12 protein-coding genes are annotated in these 16,693 nt (G+C 57.8%); 10 read left to right on the forward strand and 2 right to left on the reverse strand.

Going from position 1 to position 16,693, the window contains the following annotated elements; translation table 11 throughout:
- Nucleotides 1–143: 143 nt before the first annotated feature.
- Nucleotides 144–2,861 (reverse strand): aconitate hydratase AcnA, encoded by a 2,718-nt coding sequence (gene acnA, locus FRY98_RS21515; RefSeq protein WP_148455792.1) that lies wholly within the window; start codon nt 2,859–2,861, stop codon nt 144–146.
- A 266-nt stretch (nt 2,862–3,127) separates the two neighbouring features.
- Here acnA and FRY98_RS21520 point away from each other — a divergent pair, with 266 nt between their 5' ends.
- From FRY98_RS21520 to FRY98_RS21555, 8 genes are all read left to right on the forward strand, one after another.
- Nucleotides 3,128–4,141: an amidase domain-containing protein gene (locus FRY98_RS21520; protein WP_148455793.1), complete on the forward strand. Its 1,014-nt coding sequence runs from the start codon at nt 3,128–3,130 to the stop codon at nt 4,139–4,141.
- Nucleotides 4,142–4,195: 54 nt separating this feature from the next.
- Nucleotides 4,196–5,293, forward strand: coding sequence for a D-alanine--D-alanine ligase (locus FRY98_RS21525; protein ID WP_148455794.1), 1,098 nt, complete (start codon nt 4,196–4,198; stop codon nt 5,291–5,293).
- A gap of 53 nt (nt 5,294–5,346) precedes the next feature.
- Nucleotides 5,347–5,670 carry a hypothetical protein gene (locus FRY98_RS21530; protein WP_148455795.1) on the forward strand — a complete coding sequence of 108 codons (324 nt, stop codon included), beginning with the start codon at nt 5,347–5,349 and terminating at the stop codon, nt 5,668–5,670.
- A complete protein-coding gene (uvsE, locus tag FRY98_RS21535; protein WP_148455796.1) occupies nt 5,667–6,668 on the forward strand; it encodes a UV DNA damage repair endonuclease UvsE in 1,002 nt (333 codons plus the stop codon). Before FRY98_RS21530 ends, uvsE begins: the two co-directional genes overlap by 4 nt.
- A gap of 92 nt (nt 6,669–6,760) precedes the next feature.
- The gene (fabI, locus tag FRY98_RS21540; protein ID WP_148455797.1) at nt 6,761–7,531 is read left to right on the forward strand and encodes an enoyl-ACP reductase FabI; all 771 of its coding nucleotides are present in this window, start codon (nt 6,761–6,763) and stop codon (nt 7,529–7,531) included.
- Between the two features lie 236 nt (nt 7,532–7,767).
- Nucleotides 7,768–8,628 (forward strand): inositol monophosphatase family protein, encoded by an 861-nt coding sequence (locus FRY98_RS21545; RefSeq protein ID WP_412067031.1) that lies wholly within the window; start codon nt 7,768–7,770, stop codon nt 8,626–8,628.
- Between the two features lie 54 nt (nt 8,629–8,682).
- A complete protein-coding gene (locus tag FRY98_RS21550) occupies nt 8,683–8,937 on the forward strand; it encodes a hypothetical protein (protein ID WP_148455798.1) in 255 nt (84 codons plus the stop codon).
- Nucleotides 8,938–9,719: 782 nt separating this feature from the next.
- Nucleotides 9,720–11,027, forward strand: a complete 1,308-nt coding sequence (locus tag FRY98_RS21555) for an SGNH/GDSL hydrolase family protein (RefSeq protein ID WP_148455799.1) — start codon at nt 9,720–9,722, stop codon at nt 11,025–11,027.
- Here the strand turns inward: FRY98_RS21555 and FRY98_RS21560 are convergent.
- A complete protein-coding gene (locus tag FRY98_RS21560; protein WP_148455800.1) occupies nt 11,022–11,801 on the reverse strand; it encodes a class I SAM-dependent methyltransferase in 780 nt (259 codons plus the stop codon). The genes FRY98_RS21555 and FRY98_RS21560 overlap by 6 nt on opposite strands.
- Before the next feature lie 249 nt (nt 11,802–12,050).
- On the opposite strand from FRY98_RS21560, the gene FRY98_RS21565 reads away from it, so the two are divergent.
- Nucleotides 12,051–14,354 carry a glycoside hydrolase family 65 protein gene (locus FRY98_RS21565; RefSeq protein ID WP_148455802.1) on the forward strand — a complete coding sequence of 768 codons (2,304 nt, stop codon included), beginning with the start codon at nt 12,051–12,053 and terminating at the stop codon, nt 14,352–14,354.
- On the forward strand, nt 14,351–16,690 hold the full coding sequence (locus tag FRY98_RS21570; protein WP_148455804.1) for a glycoside hydrolase family 65 protein: 2,340 nt from the start codon (nt 14,351–14,353) through the stop codon (nt 16,688–16,690). Before FRY98_RS21565 ends, FRY98_RS21570 begins: the two co-directional genes overlap by 4 nt.
- The last annotated feature ends 3 nt before the right edge of the window (nt 16,691–16,693 follow it).

The following is a 16,693-nucleotide window of genomic DNA, read 5'->3' on the forward strand; positions in this document are numbered from 1 at the left end:
CGGGATATGCTGGTGGGAGACGCCGTATGACATCCTGTCATGTACACATAGGCTCTTTAAAGTAAAAGAAAAGGCTGCCCTTAGGGCAGCCTTTTCAGGTTACAAAGAGAATTCAGGGGCGGTGCGAACCGCAGAACCGCGGCTTAGTTATTCCCTTGAATCATCTGGCGCAATACGGTTTGCAGAATGCCGCCGTTATGGTAGTAGTCCACGTCGACCATGCTATCCAGACGCGCGGTGACCGGGAACTCGAACTGCGTGCCGTCCTGGCGCGTAGCGATGACGGTGAGCTGCTGCCCCGGCTTCACTTCATTGCTGAGGCCGACGATATCGAACACTTCGGTTCCGTCGATACCGAGGGTCTTCCAGCCGTGGCCTTCCTGGAACTGCAGCGGCAGAACGCCCATGCCGACCAGGTTGCTGCGGTGAATCCGCTCGAAGCTTTCGGCGATGACGGCTTTGACGCCGAGCAGATAGGTGCCTTTGGCCGCCCAGTCGCGGGAGCTGCCGGTGCCGTATTCTTTGCCGGCGATTACGACCAGGTTCTGTCCGTCGGCTTGATAGTTCATCGAAGCGTCGTAGATGGACATAACGCTGTCCGTCGGCAGATGCTTCGTCACGCCGCCTTCCGTTCCCGGAGCCACCTGGTTGCGGATCCGGATGTTGGCGAACGTGCCGCGCATCATGACTTCATGGTTCCCCCGGCGCGAGCCGTAGGAGTTGAAGTCCTTGCGGGCGACGCCGCGGTCGCTCAGGTAGATGCCGGCCGGACTGGTCGGCGAGATGTTGCCTGCCGGCGAGATATGGTCCGTCGTGACGGAATCGCCGAGCAAGGCCAGCACGCGAGCGCTGCGGATATCGGCGATATCCTGCAGGCCGTCTCCGAGCTTCTCAAAGAATGGCGGATTCTGAATGTACGTTGATTTCCCGTCCCATTCGTACAGTTCGCCTTCCGGTACCGGAATGGCGTTCCAGCGCTCGTTCTGCGTAAATACGTTCTCGTATTTGGCGCGGAACATTTCCGGGCTGACGGACAGGCCGATCGCTTCCTTGATTTCCGCGGAAGAAGGCCAGATGTCCTTCAGATATACCGGCTGATCGTTCTGGTCATAGCCCAGCGGATCGTTTTGCAGGTCGATATTGACCGTACCGGCCAGGGCGTAGGCCACAACGAGCGGCGGCGAAGCGAGATAGTTCGCTTTGACCTGCGCATGAACGCGGCCTTCAAAGTTGCGGTTCCCGGACAGGACGGCCGCCACGGTCATATCGTTTTCGGCGATGGCCGCGCTGACTTCGTCCGGCAGCGGACCCGAGTTGCCGATACAGGTGGCGCAGCCGTAGCCGGCGACGTGGAACCCGAGCGCTTCCAGCGGCTCGATGAGCCCGGCTTTCGCCAGGTATTCGGTAACGACCAGGGAGCCCGGCGTCAAGCTGCTCTTGACGTAGCCCGGCTTCTTGAGACCGCGTTCCACGGCTTTTTTCGCCAGCAGGCCGGCTCCCAGCATAACGCTCGGGTTCGAGGTGTTCGTACAGCTCGTAATCGCCGCAATAACAACGGCGCCCGTCGACAGCACGCTGGTCTCGCCGTTCGGATGCTTCACGGGCACTTTCTGCTCGATCTTCTCGTCGCTCAGTCCGTATCCGCCCTTGTCCACCGGCGTCCGGATGATGCTGTTGAAGCTGTCCTTCATCTCGGTCAGCTCAATCCGGTCCTGCGGCCGCTTCGGTCCAGCCAAGCTTGGTACGACGGAGGCCAGATCCAGCTCGATGAGATCGCTGAATTCCGGATCTTCGGTTTCGCTCGTGCGGAACATGCCCTGCGCTTTGTAATAAGCTTCAACCAGCGCGATTTGTTCCTCGGAGCGGCCCGTGCTGCGCAGGTAAGCCAGCGTTTCCTGATCGACGGGGAAATAACCGATCGTCGCGCCGTATTCCGGGGCCATGTTGGCTACCGTTGCGCGGTCCGCCAGGCTGATGTTGGCCAGCCCCGGCCCGTAGAATTCGACGAACTTGCCGACAACGCCCTTCTTGCGCAGCATTTGTGTAACGGTAAGGGCGAGGTCGGTCGCCGTAGCGCCTTCCGTCAGGCTGCCGGTCAGCTTGAAGCCGATAACTTCCGGCGTAACGAAATACAGCGGCTGTCCCAGCATGCCCGCTTCGGCTTCGATACCGCCGACCCCCCAGCCGACGACGCCGAGGCCGTTGATCATCGTCGTATGGGAATCCGTTCCGACGAGAGAGTCCGGGAAGACGACCGTTTCACCGTCGACCGTCTTGGTTGCGGCAACGGAAGCGAGATACTCCAGGTTAACCTGGTGTACGATCCCGGTTGCCGGCGGAACGGCGCGGAAGTTGTTGAACGCGGTTTGCGCCCAGCGCAAAAACCGGTAGCGTTCCTCATTGCGTTCGAATTCAACGTTCATATTGTATTCCAGCGCTTCCGGCGTACCGAAAGCGTCGACCATCACCGAGTGGTCGATGACCAGGTCTACGGGAACGAGCGGGTTGATCTGTTTCGGATCCCCGCCGGCTTTCTTCACGGTGTCGCGCATGGCGGCAAGATCGACGACGACCGGAACCCCCGTGAAGTCCTGCAGGACGATACGCGCGGGAATGAACGGAATCTCCTTATTCTCATCTCGGCCTTCGCTCCAGCCGGCGATTTGCTTAACATGTTCTTCCGTGATGGCTCTTCCGTCAAACTGACGGACGGCAGCCTCAAGCAGCACTTTAATGGAAAACGGCAGTTTGCCGATCTTTCCGAGTCCTTGCTGCTCCAACGCTTGCAGGTCATAATAGCGGTAGCTCTTGCCGCCGACTTCAAGCGTCCGGCTGCTGGAGAAAAAATCATTCTTTGGCATGGTTGGACCTCCTTGTTTCACTAGATGAAACACAATTTCAAAAACTCACTACATTAAGTATACCGTCCTCCTGCCGACGAGTAAAGAACTTTTTGTTCCCATTCAAGCTGCCGATTTGGCGCAGCGGTGCGCGTGTATAGGCTTTCAGCACATACTCGGCCCCCGGGGGTCATATACTTTCCGTAGTGGGAAATCCGCAGGGAAATGGAAGCAGGACAAGGGAGTCTGTATTTTGATAGCAATAGATCCGAGGAGGAGACCGGACCATGGCGGAGGATTGGAAAAAAACATTGTCCCTTTATGTGAATCAAAGCAACCAGGATGAGGTGGATTACCGGATGCGGGCGGATCACACCTTGATTACGGACCTGGATTATTTGCTCCGCCGCGGGGAGCAGAAGCGAAAATTGGACGAATGGTACCGGGCTCGCGGCGCCGTGCCGCTCCGGTGCGAAACCCGGGCCCGGCTGCTTCGCGAAATCGAGCGCCGTGAGGGGGAGATGGAAGTCGAGCTGCTCCTGGCCCGTAAAATGGATTACGAAAAAGGCGGCGCCCGCCATCAGGAGGAACGGATCGTCAAACAGCGGCTAACCTTGCAGCGGGAAGGGGAGAGCTGGAGCGTTACGCGGGTCTTTCAACCCGTACCCGAAAGGAGCGCGCCTCCGGTTTTACCCGGTGCGGAAGAGGGGAGGAACTACCGGCAGCAGGGGGAGGCGGGCCGTTCGCCGAGGCCTTTTTTGAACCGGGACATCCTTGGCGGCGGAGGGCTTCGGAGCAATCCCTATCGGCGCGAGGACGCAGTTTTGTATGCGGATCGCTGGTGGGACGGTTTTAACCCCGAATTTGCCGCGTTCGAAGTCGATTGCACCAATTACATCTCCCAGTGCCTCTTTGCAGGGGGAGCCCCGATAAACTATACTGGAAAAAGAGAATCGGGCTGGTGGTACAAGGGATATCTCGGGGGCCGGGAGGCCTGGAGCTACAGCTGGTCGGTGGCCAATGCCCTGGAACGTTATTTGACGCACAGCGACGCCGGACTTCGGGCGGAGCTCGTAAGCAGGCCGGAGCAGCTCCAGCTTGGCGACGTGATCATTTACGATTGGGACGGCGACGGAGCTTATCAGCACAGCACTATCGTCACCGCCTTTGACGCGGGGGGAATGCCGCTGGTGAACGCCCACACCGTGCCAAGCAAGCACAGGTATTGGGATTATCGGGATTCCTACGCCTGGACCGAGAATACCGTTTATCGTTTTTTCCATATTGCCGACAGGTTCTGACCATACTAAGGGGTGAGGTAAACGACCCTTACCATATTTGAAAAGAGGTTGCACATGGGACAGGAAAAATTGACCGTAGGGCTGATTTACGGCGGAAAATCGGGGGAGCATGAAGTTTCGCTGCAAACGGCGTTCGCGGTTTCCAAAGCGTTTGATTACGCGAAATACGAATTGCTTCCTTTTTATATTACGAAGCGGGGCGAGTGGAGAGTCGGCGGCAAGCTGGACGCTCCTTTTGCCGCGCTCGAAGAGCTGAAGCTGGAGCGGGCCGCCGGGGGTACGGCGGAAGCGATCAATTTATTGTTTAGCGGGCTGGCCGAGGGGAAGCCGGCGATCGACGTCGCTTTTCCGCTGCTGCACGGAACCAACGGGGAAGACGGTACGATCCAGGGATTGTTCGAGATGGCGAACCTTCCTTATGTTGGAGCCGGCGTGCTCGCTTCGGCGGCGGGGATGGACAAAGTCATCATGAAGAAGCTGTTCGCCGAGGCGGGGCTCGAGCAGTGTAAGTACTGTTACTTCACCGCTGCCGAATGGGAACGCAGCAGTCATGTCCTCCTCCAGGGCATGGAAGAGAAGCTGGGGTACCCTTGCTTTGTCAAACCGGCAAATCTCGGTTCCAGCGTCGGGATTTCCAAGGCAAGAACGCGGGAAGAACTGCTGGGGGCCGTTGCGAATGCCTTCCGTTACGACGTCAAGGTTATTGTCGAAGAGTTCGTGGACGCCCGCGAGGTGGAGGTCGGCGTACTGGGCAATGACGAGCCGATCGCTTCCGTACCGGGAGAAATCGTCTCCTCCGGTGAATACTACGATTACCAGGCGAAGTATCTCGACGGCAAATCGCAGATGCTGATTCCCGCTCCATTGGATACGGAGATCGCGGAACGCGTCCGCGACCTCGCCGTCAAAGCGTTCAAGGCGATCGCCGGAAACGGACTGTGCCGGGCGGATTTTTTCCTGACGAAATCCGGCAACCGTCTGTTGGTCAATGAAGTGAATACGATGCCCGGATTTACCCCGTTCAGCATGTATCCGCTGCTTTGGCGCGAAACCGGGGTCTCCTACGAAGCGCTGCTTGACCGCTTGATCGGACTCGCGCTGGAACGGTACGAGATGCGGCAGAACCTCGACTTCGAGAACGGGGTCGTATAGGCGACAAACTAAATCACCACGTCAGACTCCCAAAGCGAAAGGATGAATAGACGATGGGTTTTCAAACGGAATTCAACTCGGTGTGCAAGTTTAAGAGCGAGCAGGAGCTATACGAACTGCTGGAGTACGGCCGCGGCAAAATGCTAAAGCAAGGTTTGCGCGTATTTCCCACCGGGCAAAAGGTGATCGCCTACACTCCCGCCAACAAGGCGGTGGCGATCGTTAAGATAACGGCCTGTGTGGCCGAGATCAATTTCAACGGGGAAGAAGTCACTTCGGTGGAGCTGCAGCTCATCAGACCGCTGACGGAAGAGGAGTCCGCCGTCCAGACGGCGCTGGCTTACGAAATGTTCTTCGGGGAAGCCGAATCGCGGTGATCGTACGGTTCGGTTATGTCGCGATGTCCACGGTCGTAGCGAATGCTTCTCCCTCCAAGACGATGACGTTCAAAACGTTTAGCAACCTGCTGGACCGTGAGGCCGCCGTTCGCAAGCTCGAGTCGATTGCTGCGGAAAATCTGCACAACACGCTGCGGCTGTTGCGTCATAACGTGGCCCACGATATCATGGTGTACCGTTTTTCCTCCAAGCTCATTCCGTTGGCGACGCATGAGGCGCTTGCGGATTGGGATCCCTTTCCGGCATTGGAGCAATCCTTCGCCGAGGTGGGGGAGTTTGTAAAAAAGCACGGCATCCGCGTCTCTTTCCATCCCGATCATTTCACGGTGTTCAGCACCCCTCGGCCGGAAGTGCTGGCTAGCTCGCTTCGCGATATGGCGTACCATGTCGGCATGCTGGAAGCGATGGGCCTGGACGGGCGGGCCAAGAACAACATTCACGTCGGGGGCGCTTACGGGGACAAGTTGTCCGCGGGAGAGCGGTTCAAGGAGAACGCGGCGGCCCTGCCGGATCGAATGAAGGAAAGGTTGACGCTCGAAAACGACGACAAAACCTTCAACGCCCCGGAGACGCTGGCCATAGCGGAAGCGCTGGGACTGCCGATGGTTCTGGATATCCACCACCAGTGGGTGAACAACGAGGGGGAGGATCCGGCGGAGCTGTGGCCTCGAATCAAGCGGACTTGGACAAGTTCTTACGCGCAGGCGGGCTCACCCGAGGACGATCCGCTGCCCCCGAAGATCCACGCCTCCAGCCCCAAGAGTGTGAGCGATCCGCGGGGACACGCGGATCATGTGGCTGTCGGGCCGCTGCTGGATTTTCTGCGCAAGATCGCGAGCGGCACGGACCGCGTCGACGTCATGCTTGAAGCGAAGCTCAAGGACGGGGCTTTGTTCGCTCTAATGGAGGAGCTGGCCCGCCATGAAGGCGACGGGGTGGAAATTCTGAATGGAGCCAGCGTACGAATCAGGCCGTAAGTCTTTAGCTTACGGCCTTGAAAATGTTGGGCAAATAAGGTAAGTTGGACACAAAGAAGCCGGACGTATTTTGATGAGGAGGTCTTTTATTCATGGGAGAATTGTTGGCGGGAAAAAATATCGTCGTCATGGGCGTGGCCAATGACCGCAGCATTGCCTGGGCGATCGCCCAGAGCCTGGCGGAGCAGGGGGCTCGCCTCGCCTTTACATATGAGAGCGAACGCGTGGAAGGACGGGTGCGCAAGCTGGCGGAAAGCATACCGAATTCGCTGATCCTGCCCTGCAACGTGACGGCCGACGAGGATATCGATAAACTGGCCGACACGCTGCGTACGGAATTCGGGGTACTGCACGGGCTGGTTCACAGCATCGCGTTCGCCAAAGCGGAGGATTTGGCGGGCGAGTTTCAGGACACTTCGCGCGAAGGGTTTGCCCTCGCCAACGATATCAGCGTCTATTCCCTGGTCGCCGTGTCGAAGCGGCTGTCTCCGCTTATGACCGAAGGCGGAAGCGTTATGACGATGACCTATATGGGCTCGGAGCGCGTGATGCGCAATTATAATGTCATGGGCGTCGCGAAGGCGGCATTGGAGTCCTCCGTCCGCTATTTGGCCAACGACCTGGGCCCCCGGAACATCCGGGTAAACGCCATTTCCGCCGGTCCGATCCGTACGCTGGCGGCAAAAGGCATCAGCGATTTCAACTCTATTTTGAAACAGGTGGAAGAGAAGGCGCCGCTCCGCAAGACGACGGACGCCGCGGAAGTCGGGGATACCGCGATGTTCCTGCTCAGCCACTTGTCCCGCGGTATAACCGGTGAAGTGATTTACGTGGATGGCGGGTATAATATCGTAGGGGCTTAACCGAGACTTTAAAATGACAAGAAGTTCGTTCCCGGGCGGCTGAGGCCAGCCTTGCCGGGGCGGACTTTTTATATAATGGAAGACACTTCGGACATGGCCCTTTTATGGCGGAAGGTCGGAAAAAGGCGCAACTTTGCAACCCTACCGGCGTATATTTTTAAAAAGGGAAATTTTAGAAGATTTATAGAGTCGTTGCACCGGTCTTATAGATTATTGAAGAAAGTAGTGTGAAACCATTGGAATCGAAACCTAGTATTCCTTATGTTGTAGGCAGCAAAAGTCCGATGGCGGTGGCGATCAATAGCGCCGCGAAAGCGGGGGAATGGATCAAAAGCCGTGTCGGTTCGGTGAAGGATCTGAGCACGAAATATTCGCCGCAGGATTTGGTCACCGATGTGGACAAGGGCGCGGAAACGATGATCCGCAAGCTGATCCTGACCCATTTTCCGGACCATGACATTCTGGGGGAAGAAGGCGTGGCCCCCGGAGCGGAGGCTTCGGCTGCCGCTGTAACGGCAGCGAAGAAATCCGAGTACTTATGGATTATCGACCCTGTGGACGGAACGACCAATTTCGTGCAGGGATTCCCGTTTTTTTGCGTATCCATCGCATTGGCATACAAGGGTGAGGTCATTATCGGGGTCATATACGACCCGATGCGGGACGAAATGTTTGTGGCCGAAAAAGGCAAGGGCGCTTATATGCACGGCAATCCCACACGAGTCTCGAAGGAGGCGCTCCTGGCCGACAGCGTCATCGCGATCGGCTTCAATCCGGACCGCGAAGTGGCCGCCCCCATCAATCTGAAGGGGATCACGGCGCTGGCCGACCGGGCACGGAGCCTGCGGGCCGGAGGATCGGCCGCCCTGCACCTGGCCTATGTCGCGGCCGGCCGGCTGAGCGGCTATTACGAGGTAAACCTCAACGCCTGGGATACGGCGGCCGGCGCGCTGCTCGTCACCGAGTCGGGAGGAATAGTGACGGATACCGCGGGCAACCCTTATGACATTGGAGTCCGCAATCTGATCGCCAGCAACGGTAAAATTCAGCAGCAGCTGCTTGATGTCGTTTCGGCTGCGGGGGCAACGGGATTGTAGCAGGAACCCGGTTCCCATACTCTATACTCTATTTTCCGGAAGGAGTGTCATCTGATGAGCGATAACAAAGAACTGGAAAGAGAGCTTAGCGAGATGCTGACGGAACAAGAAATCGGGAGCGAGGAAGAACGCAAAAGGGAAGAGCGGAGAAGGTTGTCGCCCAGATACGAGATTCGCATCCAGACGAATTTAGACCCGATTGTGGAGGAAACCCGAAAGTACCGGAGTATGGCCAAGGAAGTCGACGGGCGGTATGACGATTACATGAAGAGAGCAGCGCAGACGGGGAAAGAGCAGACGGAGAAGTAACGTTTCGGCCCCGGCGCTAAGTTTACCAAAGGAACGCCCCGACTTGTTTCGGGGTGTTTTCTTTGAGCCCCGTTCCCTTTGGGACAGCTGGGCAGGTGAATAACGGCCTTTTGGGGCGCGATATCGTCGAATTCGGCTTATCAGTGTGAAATAACCCACTCGCGTTGCATTCAACTCGAGCAAATTTGTCAGCGGCCAACTCCGTTTGGAGGTAGGGCAGGTGAATAAGGGGCTTTTAAGCACTCGCGTTGCATTAATTCGAAGGGTCTAATGGCCGTAACCGTCTCCCTTAGAAGCCGGGCGGGTGGATAAGGGCTTTTTGAGGCGTTATTTTGTCGAATTTGGCCCTTCGAGGTGAAATAGAGGTCATTTGGGGCCTTATTTTAGAGAAAGTCGGGCAAAAACCGGATTTTTGAGCTCGCACCAGAGAAATAGGGCCCCTTTTGACCGCTATTCTTCCCGAAAAAGCGAATCTGGGCGAAATAGCGGCCCAAAACGCCGCTATTATGACGGGCGGCAAGAGAGAGTGCGGACAGGCAGCATCATATCAGTTTTAATGCAACGCTAGTGGAATTAGCAGTGTTTTAAGGTCTTATTTTAAGAAAAAGAGAGCCCAAAACTTGATTGCTGAACCCTGGAGAAGGAAATAAGACCGCCCTTTTGGACCGCTATTTCGGCGGCCGGCTTTGGGTATTTTTAACGGGGAGGGGGTCCCCTCCGCTACTGAATACGTTTGTTTGCAACAAAACGATTGGAATCAATGGGGAAAGAGGAACCATGCAATGAAGAGTTATACGGATTCAAAAAAAGGAAGACACAGGCTGCTTGCCGCTACGCTTGCGGCCGCGGTGCTGTTCGGCGGATGCGGAACTTCCGCTCTGGCGGCGGCGCCGGTAGACGGAGCGGGTGAAGGACCGATACTGAGGCAGGCGGTTTCCGAAGCCAAACAACAACGGCTTATCGTCGCGCTCGGCGATTCGATCACGGCCGGTTATGAACCGGGCATGACGGAAGATTCGGAGCCTTACGGATATGTGGAACGCCTGAGGGAACAAGCGCTGTATCACGGTCGTGCGGAAGCGGTCAACTATGGGATTCTCGGCCTGACGACAAGCGGATTGCTGAATTATTTGACGGCGATCCAGAAAGGGCAGGCGGTTTCGGCCGACCAAATCCAGCAGGGTTTGCCGGATCCGCGGGCGTCTGCCCTGTTCTCGAACATCGCCGAGACGAAAGCCCGGGTGGAGCAGGCGGACATCATTACCATAACGATCGGCGGCAATGATATCCTGGCGCTGATGGACAAAGCCGGGGATATGACGGAAGCGGAGCTGAAGGCCGAAGCGGCCGCCGTATTGGCGGAATATGGGGCGAATATGGAGAAGGCCGTAACGCTTTTGGCGGAGATGAATCCGCGGGCCCAAATCATTTTGGCCGACCAGTATCAGCCGGTCCCGAAACTGGCCGGGGCGGCCCTTTACCGGGAACTGCAAAAGGTTGCCGGCACGTTCACCTCGCAGGTGGACGAACTGGTGGCCCGGTTTACCGCTGCGGGCATAAATATAAAAGCGGCCCATGTGGCTAAAGCTTTTGCCGGGAAGGAACTGTTCCTCACCCATATTTACAAGGAAGATGTCCATCCGACTCAGGCCGGTTACGAAACGATAGCCAAAGTGATGGCGGAGAGTATCTGGGGAGAATACCGGAAGAGCTCCTCCCAAACCGGCAAAAGGGAAATATCTATCGTGATTAAGGGACAAGAACTGTTGACGCCATATCCGCCCGTGGTGAACAACGGACAAACTTTCGTCGCTTTGAAAGATATTACGGATGCCATCGGCGGCCAATCGCGCTGGAATGCCAAAACGCGAACCGCGACAGTCACCTATGAGGGGCGAACGGTCGGCATCCCGATCGGCGCGAAGGAAATCATCGCGAACGGGGCCCGCGTCGCCACGGCGTCTCCGGCCTTTCTGCACCAGGCGGGAAGCGAGCAAAAGGTTTATGCTCCGTTGGCCGTGCTCGTTTCCGGGATCGGACTGGATATCCAATACAGCGCAAAACTGAAGACGGTATTTATTAACTTATAATCCCGGTGGCTTGACGGCTGCTATCCGGAGCCGCACATAATCCGCGTGCCAGGAGCCGTCACGATAGAGCCGTTCCTCCGCCAAATCGGCGATTTTATGATAAACGATCCCCTTCTCGGCATCCCCGAAGCCGGACAAGAAAGGGCCGGCCGCAAATCCGTCCAGCCAATGAAACAAGCCTTCGCGGCTGTCGCCGAGCCGGGTGGGCCGGTCAAAATGCGCCGCAAAAGTAACGCGGAAGCCGGCCTCCTCCAGTAAGGCGCTGTATTCGCCGAGACTGGGGAAGTACCAGGGATTCAGCGTGCCGGCATCCAAGCCGTAATCGGTTCGCAGTACCTCGCTCAGGCATTCGACAATCACCTGAACATTGCCTTTGCCGCCCAATTCGGCGACGAAGCGGCCGCCGGGCTTGAGCGCCTGCCAAACGGAATCGGCTACCGCTGGCGCATTCTTCATCCAATGCAGGGCCGCATTGGAGAATACGGCATCCATCGGCTCGGGGAGCCGGAAACGCTCGGCGTTTCCGACCCGGAAGTCGAGGCCGGGATATTTCTGCCGCGCCTGGGCGATCATCGGCACCGATAAATCCATGCCGGTTACGTCGGCTCCGGCGTCGGCGATTTGTTGTGTCAGATCCCCGGTCCCGCAGCCCAGGTCAAGGATGCGCTCCCCCTTGCGGGGATTCAACAGCTCGACGACGCCCTTCCCGTACGCCGAGACAAAACCCAACTTGTCATCATATATCCCCGGCTGCCAAACTTGCTGTCCGCTCATGATGTCCCCCTCCTTAAAATTCGTGTTGAGTTTATTATGCGACACGCGGCTCAATTGCGGAAATATATAAATCGAATCGCAGTTATAGGTATTGTCTATTAAGTGTAAGATTCCTATTAAACAGGAGGTTCCCCTTCAACTTCGTAAAATCGCACATAAGCTCATTAGACATGGACATTCGGCAAACTCTGCCGTTCCGCTAAGCTGAATGGGTAAGCGGCTTTACTATGCAGAAGGAGAGGACGGAGCATGCCGAAAATCGCGGACAGATATTTGCACATCGATCCATGGAAGGTGGTGGAGGAAGGTTTTGACCGGGGACGAAACCGGGTGTCCGAATCTATTTTTTCACTGGGAAACGAATATATGGGGGTTAGGGGTTATCCGGAGGAGGGCTATAGCGGTGATTCGCTGCTCGGCAGCTATTTTAACGGGCTTTTTGAAGAAAGCCCCGTCACGGCCCATTACAAAGGGATCATCAAATCGCTGCGGTTTATGGTCAACGCGGTGGATTGGCTGCATACGCGGATTGAGCTGGACGGGGAGCCGCTGGATCTGGCGGAGAGCCGATTTAGCGGGTTTCGTCGCGAGCTGGATTTCCGCACCGGGATCTATATCCGGGAGTTCGTCTGGCATCTGGCCGGGGGAAAAGACCTGAAGCTCTCTTTTGAGCGTCTGGTCAGCATGAAGGTGAGCTATCTCGGTTGCCAGCGGATCACGTTTGAGCCGCTGAACTTTTCCGGTACGGTCAACGTGCGGACGGGCTTGGATTTCGCCGTCATTCATGAAGACCGGGAGCGCGGCTACTGGGAGGCGATAAAGGAAGGGGAAGAAAGCGGAATCGTGGCCATGCTGGGCCAAACGGCAACCACCGGCAACCGCCTGTTCTCCGCATTCCGCATTGAGGCACCGGACGCGCTGGAGAACAAGCCGGTCCAGAGTGACCGGTTTATCGGCCGGGATCTGGTGCTGAAGCTTACGCAAGGCGCTCGGACGGTGCTGGACAAACTCGTCGTCAACGTCGCCCAAAAGGACGGTTCCGCTACGGCCGATGCGGTTTGGCGAACGGGGATGGAACACGCCAAGCGGTACACGCGGGACGGTTATGATGCGGCGGCCGCGGAGCAGCGGGCGTATTGGGCCGGAGTCTGGGCGGATTCGGATATCGTGATCGAAGGGGATCCGGAAAATCAGCAGGGCATCCGCTTCTGTATTTTTCAGCTGTATCAGACCTACCACGGGGATAATCCCGGCTTCAACATCGGCGCGAAAGGTTTGACAGGGGAGGCTTACCGGGGACTGGCTTTTTGGGATACAGAATCGTACTGCCTGCCGTTCTATATTTTCAACAATCCGAAAGCGGCGAAAAGCCTGCTGGAATTCCGCTACAAAACGCTTCCCGAGGCGCTGAAACGGGCGAAAGAGCTGGACTGCGAAGGGGCGTTTTATCCGATCGCCACGATCGACGGAACCGAGAGCTGCGACCTGTGGCAGCATTCCAATTTGCAGCTTCATGTCGGCACGGCGGTGGCGTACGGGCTGCGCCATTATGTGAGCATGACCGGAGACAAAGCGTTTTTGTACGAAAAAGGCGCGGAAATGCTGATTCAAATCAGCCGCTTTTACGCTACGCGGGGGCAGTGGGGACAAAAGACTGGGCAATTCGGTTACTTCGGCGTCATGGGCCCGGATGAGTTCCAACTGATGGTCAACAACAACTGCTACATCAATTTCATGGCCAAAAAACTGTTCGAATACACGCTGGAGGTGTTGGATGAGCTGCAAAGCGAGTCTCCGGCGGCTTACGGCGAACTGGCGGTCCGGCTTGGCCTGACGGAGGAAGAGCAGGACGATTGGAGGAAGAAGGCCAAGCATATGAAAATTCCGCGGGATGACCGGACGGGAGTTTACGAGGAACATGACGGCTTTTTCGATCTGCCGCATCTTGATATCCAGTCCATTCCGGTCACGGAGTTTCCGCTGTATTCGCATTGGTCGTACGACCGGCTTTACCGCTATGACATGATCAAGCAGCCGGACGTGCTGATGTTTATGTTCCTGTACAGCGGCGAGTTTACGGCGGAGGAAAAGCGGATGAACTACGATTACTACGAGCCCCGCTGCATTCACGAGTCGTCCTTGTCACCGTCGATCCATTCGATTCTGGCGGCGGAAATCGGGCGTTCGGAGGAGGCTTACAAGTTTTTTGAATTCGCCACCCGCCTCGATTTGGACAACTATAACCGCAACACGCGGGAGGGGCTGCACACGACCTCGATCGCCGCGGCCTGGATGAACATCGTTTACGGGTTCGGGGGGATGCGCTCCGACGGGGATCGGCTCTCTTTAAGCCCGAGCATCCCGGAGCGCTGGACCGGTTACCGGTTCCCGATCACGTACCAGGGGGCAAAGGTGTTCGTCGAGGTGGATCAGGAGCAGGTGTCCATCCGGGCGGCTTCCGGCGGTGAAGTGGAGATGACGGTCTACGGGGAGATTTGCCGCGTTGATGAGACGGGTATCCGGGTGCCGCTGCGGAAGGCGGCAGTGCGATGAGCTGGGTCGTGAAAGAACGCGGGTTCGACCCGGGCAGGATAACGGCGAACGGCAACAAATTTATGATCGGCAACGGGGTTTTGGGGTATCGAGGAACGCTGGAGGAGTTCGGCAAAGAGGAATTAACCGCTACGATCGTTGCCGGGCTGTACGACAGGGTCGGACACAAATGGCGTGAGCCGGTGAACGCGCCGAACGGGCTGGCGATGGCGCTGCGTTGGGACGGGGCGCCTTTCGACGTGCTGAGCGGCGGGGCGGGTGAGCATGTCGGCCCCGCTCCGGAACCGCTCGAGCACGAGCAGTCGCTGGATCTCCGCCATGCGGTCCACCGGCGGCGGACAACGTACCGCACGGCGGACGAAGCGCAGGTGACGGTCACCTCGGAGCGGTTTTGCAGCGCGGCCCGGCCGCATTTGATCGTCAACCGGATTTCCGTGGAGAGCAGCCGGGACGGCATACTTACGATCGTCACGGGCATCGACGGCGACGTGTGGGATATCAACGGACCGCATCTGGAGCGGCTGGAAACCGGGAGCGACAAGGATGAATCCGGGGACGTGCTGACGCTCACCGGATGGACGCATGAACGGAACGTGCCGGTTTCCGTGGCGGAGGCGGTGGATGACGGGTTCGGGAAGCAGCAAGAGCGGCAGCTTCTCCGCGGGGAGACCGCGATCCGGCGTACACTGCGTTTGAACTGTCGAGCCGGGACCACCTATGCCTGGACGAAATACGTCTCCGTGTTCACCGGTCTGGACAAGACGGGGGAGGAGGCGGGCGATCCCCGTTTGGCGGCAATCGCGTCCAGCCGGGAAGCGCGGGGACTGGGTTACGACCGGCTGCTGCGCGAGCATGCCGAGCGGTGGGAGCGCATATGGGACGCGACGGACATCGTGGTCGAAGGCGATGAGGAAGCGCAGTTGGCGCTGCGCTACAGCATGTACCAGCTGCATATCATCGCGCCGGACCGCTCGGAGAAAGTGTCGATCCCGGCCCGCGGATTATCCGGCCAGGTCTACAAAGGCGCGGTGTTCTGGGATACGGAGATGTTCATGCTCCCGTTCTTCCTGCACACCCGGCCGGAGGTGGCCCGGAATCTGATGATGTACCGGGTACACACGCTGGACGGAGCGCGGCGCAAAGCGGCGGAGTACGGCTATGGCGGAGCTTTTTACGCCTGGGAAAGCCAGGAGACGGGCGACGACGCCTGCACGCTGTTCAACGTGAACGACGTGTTTACCGGCCGTCCGATGCGTACTTACTTCCGCGATAAGCAGGTGCATATCAGCGCGGATGTGGCGTACGGCATCTGGCAGTATTACAAGTTTACCGGAGACGAAAGCCTCCTGTTGGACGGGGGAGCGGAAGTAGTGTGGGAGTGCGCCGTGTTTTTTTACACGTACGGCTATTTCAACCCGCGGAAGCAGCGGTACGAAATTCTCGACGTCACCGGACCCGACGAATACCATGAACGGGTGAACAACAACGCGTTCACGAACCGGATGGTCAAATTGTGCCTCCGCATCGCCCTTGATGCGCTCGATCTGTTGAGAGACCGCGATCCGAGCCGTTATGAGGCGCTGCTCTCGGGCGCTTCCGTCCGGCCGGAGCAAATCCGGGAGATGCACGACAGTTTGTATGTGCCGGAGCCGGATGCCGAGAGCGGGCTGATCGAGCAGTTCGACGGGTATTACACCCTGGAGGATGTCTCCCTGGCGGACCTGAAATCGAGAATGTTGAACCCGCACGAATACCTGGGGGGCGGGAACGGCCTGGCGACGACGACGCAAATATTGAAGCAGGCCGACGTGGTGCTGATGCTGCATTTGTTCAAGGACTGCTTCGACCCGGCCGTCAAAAAAGCCAACTGGGCGTACTACGAACCGCGCACCGAACACGGCTCCAGTTTGAGCTCGTGCATTTACGCGCTGGTGGCGGCGGACATCGGAGTACCGGACTGGGCGTATCCGTACTTCATGCGGACGGCGACGATCGACTTGACCGGGGAATCCAAGCAGTACGTCGGCGACCTTTACATCGGCGGCACGCATCCCGCGGCGAACGGCGGGGCCTGGATGGCCGCCGTGTTGGGCTTCGCGGGGCTTCGGTACGATGGCGGCAAGGCGACGCTGAAGCCGGCTCTGCCTTCCTCCTGGCGGGCCGTAGAGTTCCCGGTCCGCCTCCGCCAAGGCGCGTATCGGATTCGCGTCGAGCGGGAAGCGCTCGTGATTACGGCGGAAGCGGGCAATCCGGAGCCGCTGCCGGTTGAGGCGGGCGGACGGGAGTTTGCCGTGGCGCCGGGCCAAGAAATTCATGTGTCGACGATATCATCATAAGGG

The organism is Paenibacillus faecis, assembly GCF_008084145.1.
Lineage (GTDB): Bacteria > Bacillota > Bacilli > Paenibacillales > Paenibacillaceae > Fontibacillus > Fontibacillus faecis.

Excerpts from the sequence above, each read along its gene's own strand:
- acnA (WP_148455792.1), bottom strand. The coding sequence starts at position 2,861 with ATGCCAAAGAATGATTTTTTCTCCAGCAGCCGGACGCTTGAAGTCGGC.
- FRY98_RS21520 (WP_148455793.1), top strand. The coding sequence starts at position 3,128 with ATGGCGGAGGATTGGAAAAAAACATTGTCCCTTTATGTGAATCAAAGC.
- FRY98_RS21525 (WP_148455794.1), top strand. The coding sequence starts at position 4,196 with ATGGGACAGGAAAAATTGACCGTAGGGCTGATTTACGGCGGAAAATCG.
- FRY98_RS21530 (WP_148455795.1), top strand. The coding sequence starts at position 5,347 with ATGGGTTTTCAAACGGAATTCAACTCGGTGTGCAAGTTTAAGAGCGAG.
- fabI (WP_148455797.1), top strand. The coding sequence starts at position 6,761 with ATGGGAGAATTGTTGGCGGGAAAAAATATCGTCGTCATGGGCGTGGCC.
- FRY98_RS21550 (WP_148455798.1), top strand. The coding sequence starts at position 8,683 with ATGAGCGATAACAAAGAACTGGAAAGAGAGCTTAGCGAGATGCTGACG.
- FRY98_RS21555 (WP_148455799.1), top strand. The coding sequence starts at position 9,720 with ATGAAGAGTTATACGGATTCAAAAAAAGGAAGACACAGGCTGCTTGCC.
- FRY98_RS21560 (WP_148455800.1), bottom strand. The coding sequence starts at position 11,801 with ATGAGCGGACAGCAAGTTTGGCAGCCGGGGATATATGATGACAAGTTG.
- FRY98_RS21565 (WP_148455802.1), top strand. The coding sequence starts at position 12,051 with ATGCCGAAAATCGCGGACAGATATTTGCACATCGATCCATGGAAGGTG.
- FRY98_RS21570 (WP_148455804.1), top strand. The coding sequence starts at position 14,351 with ATGAGCTGGGTCGTGAAAGAACGCGGGTTCGACCCGGGCAGGATAACG.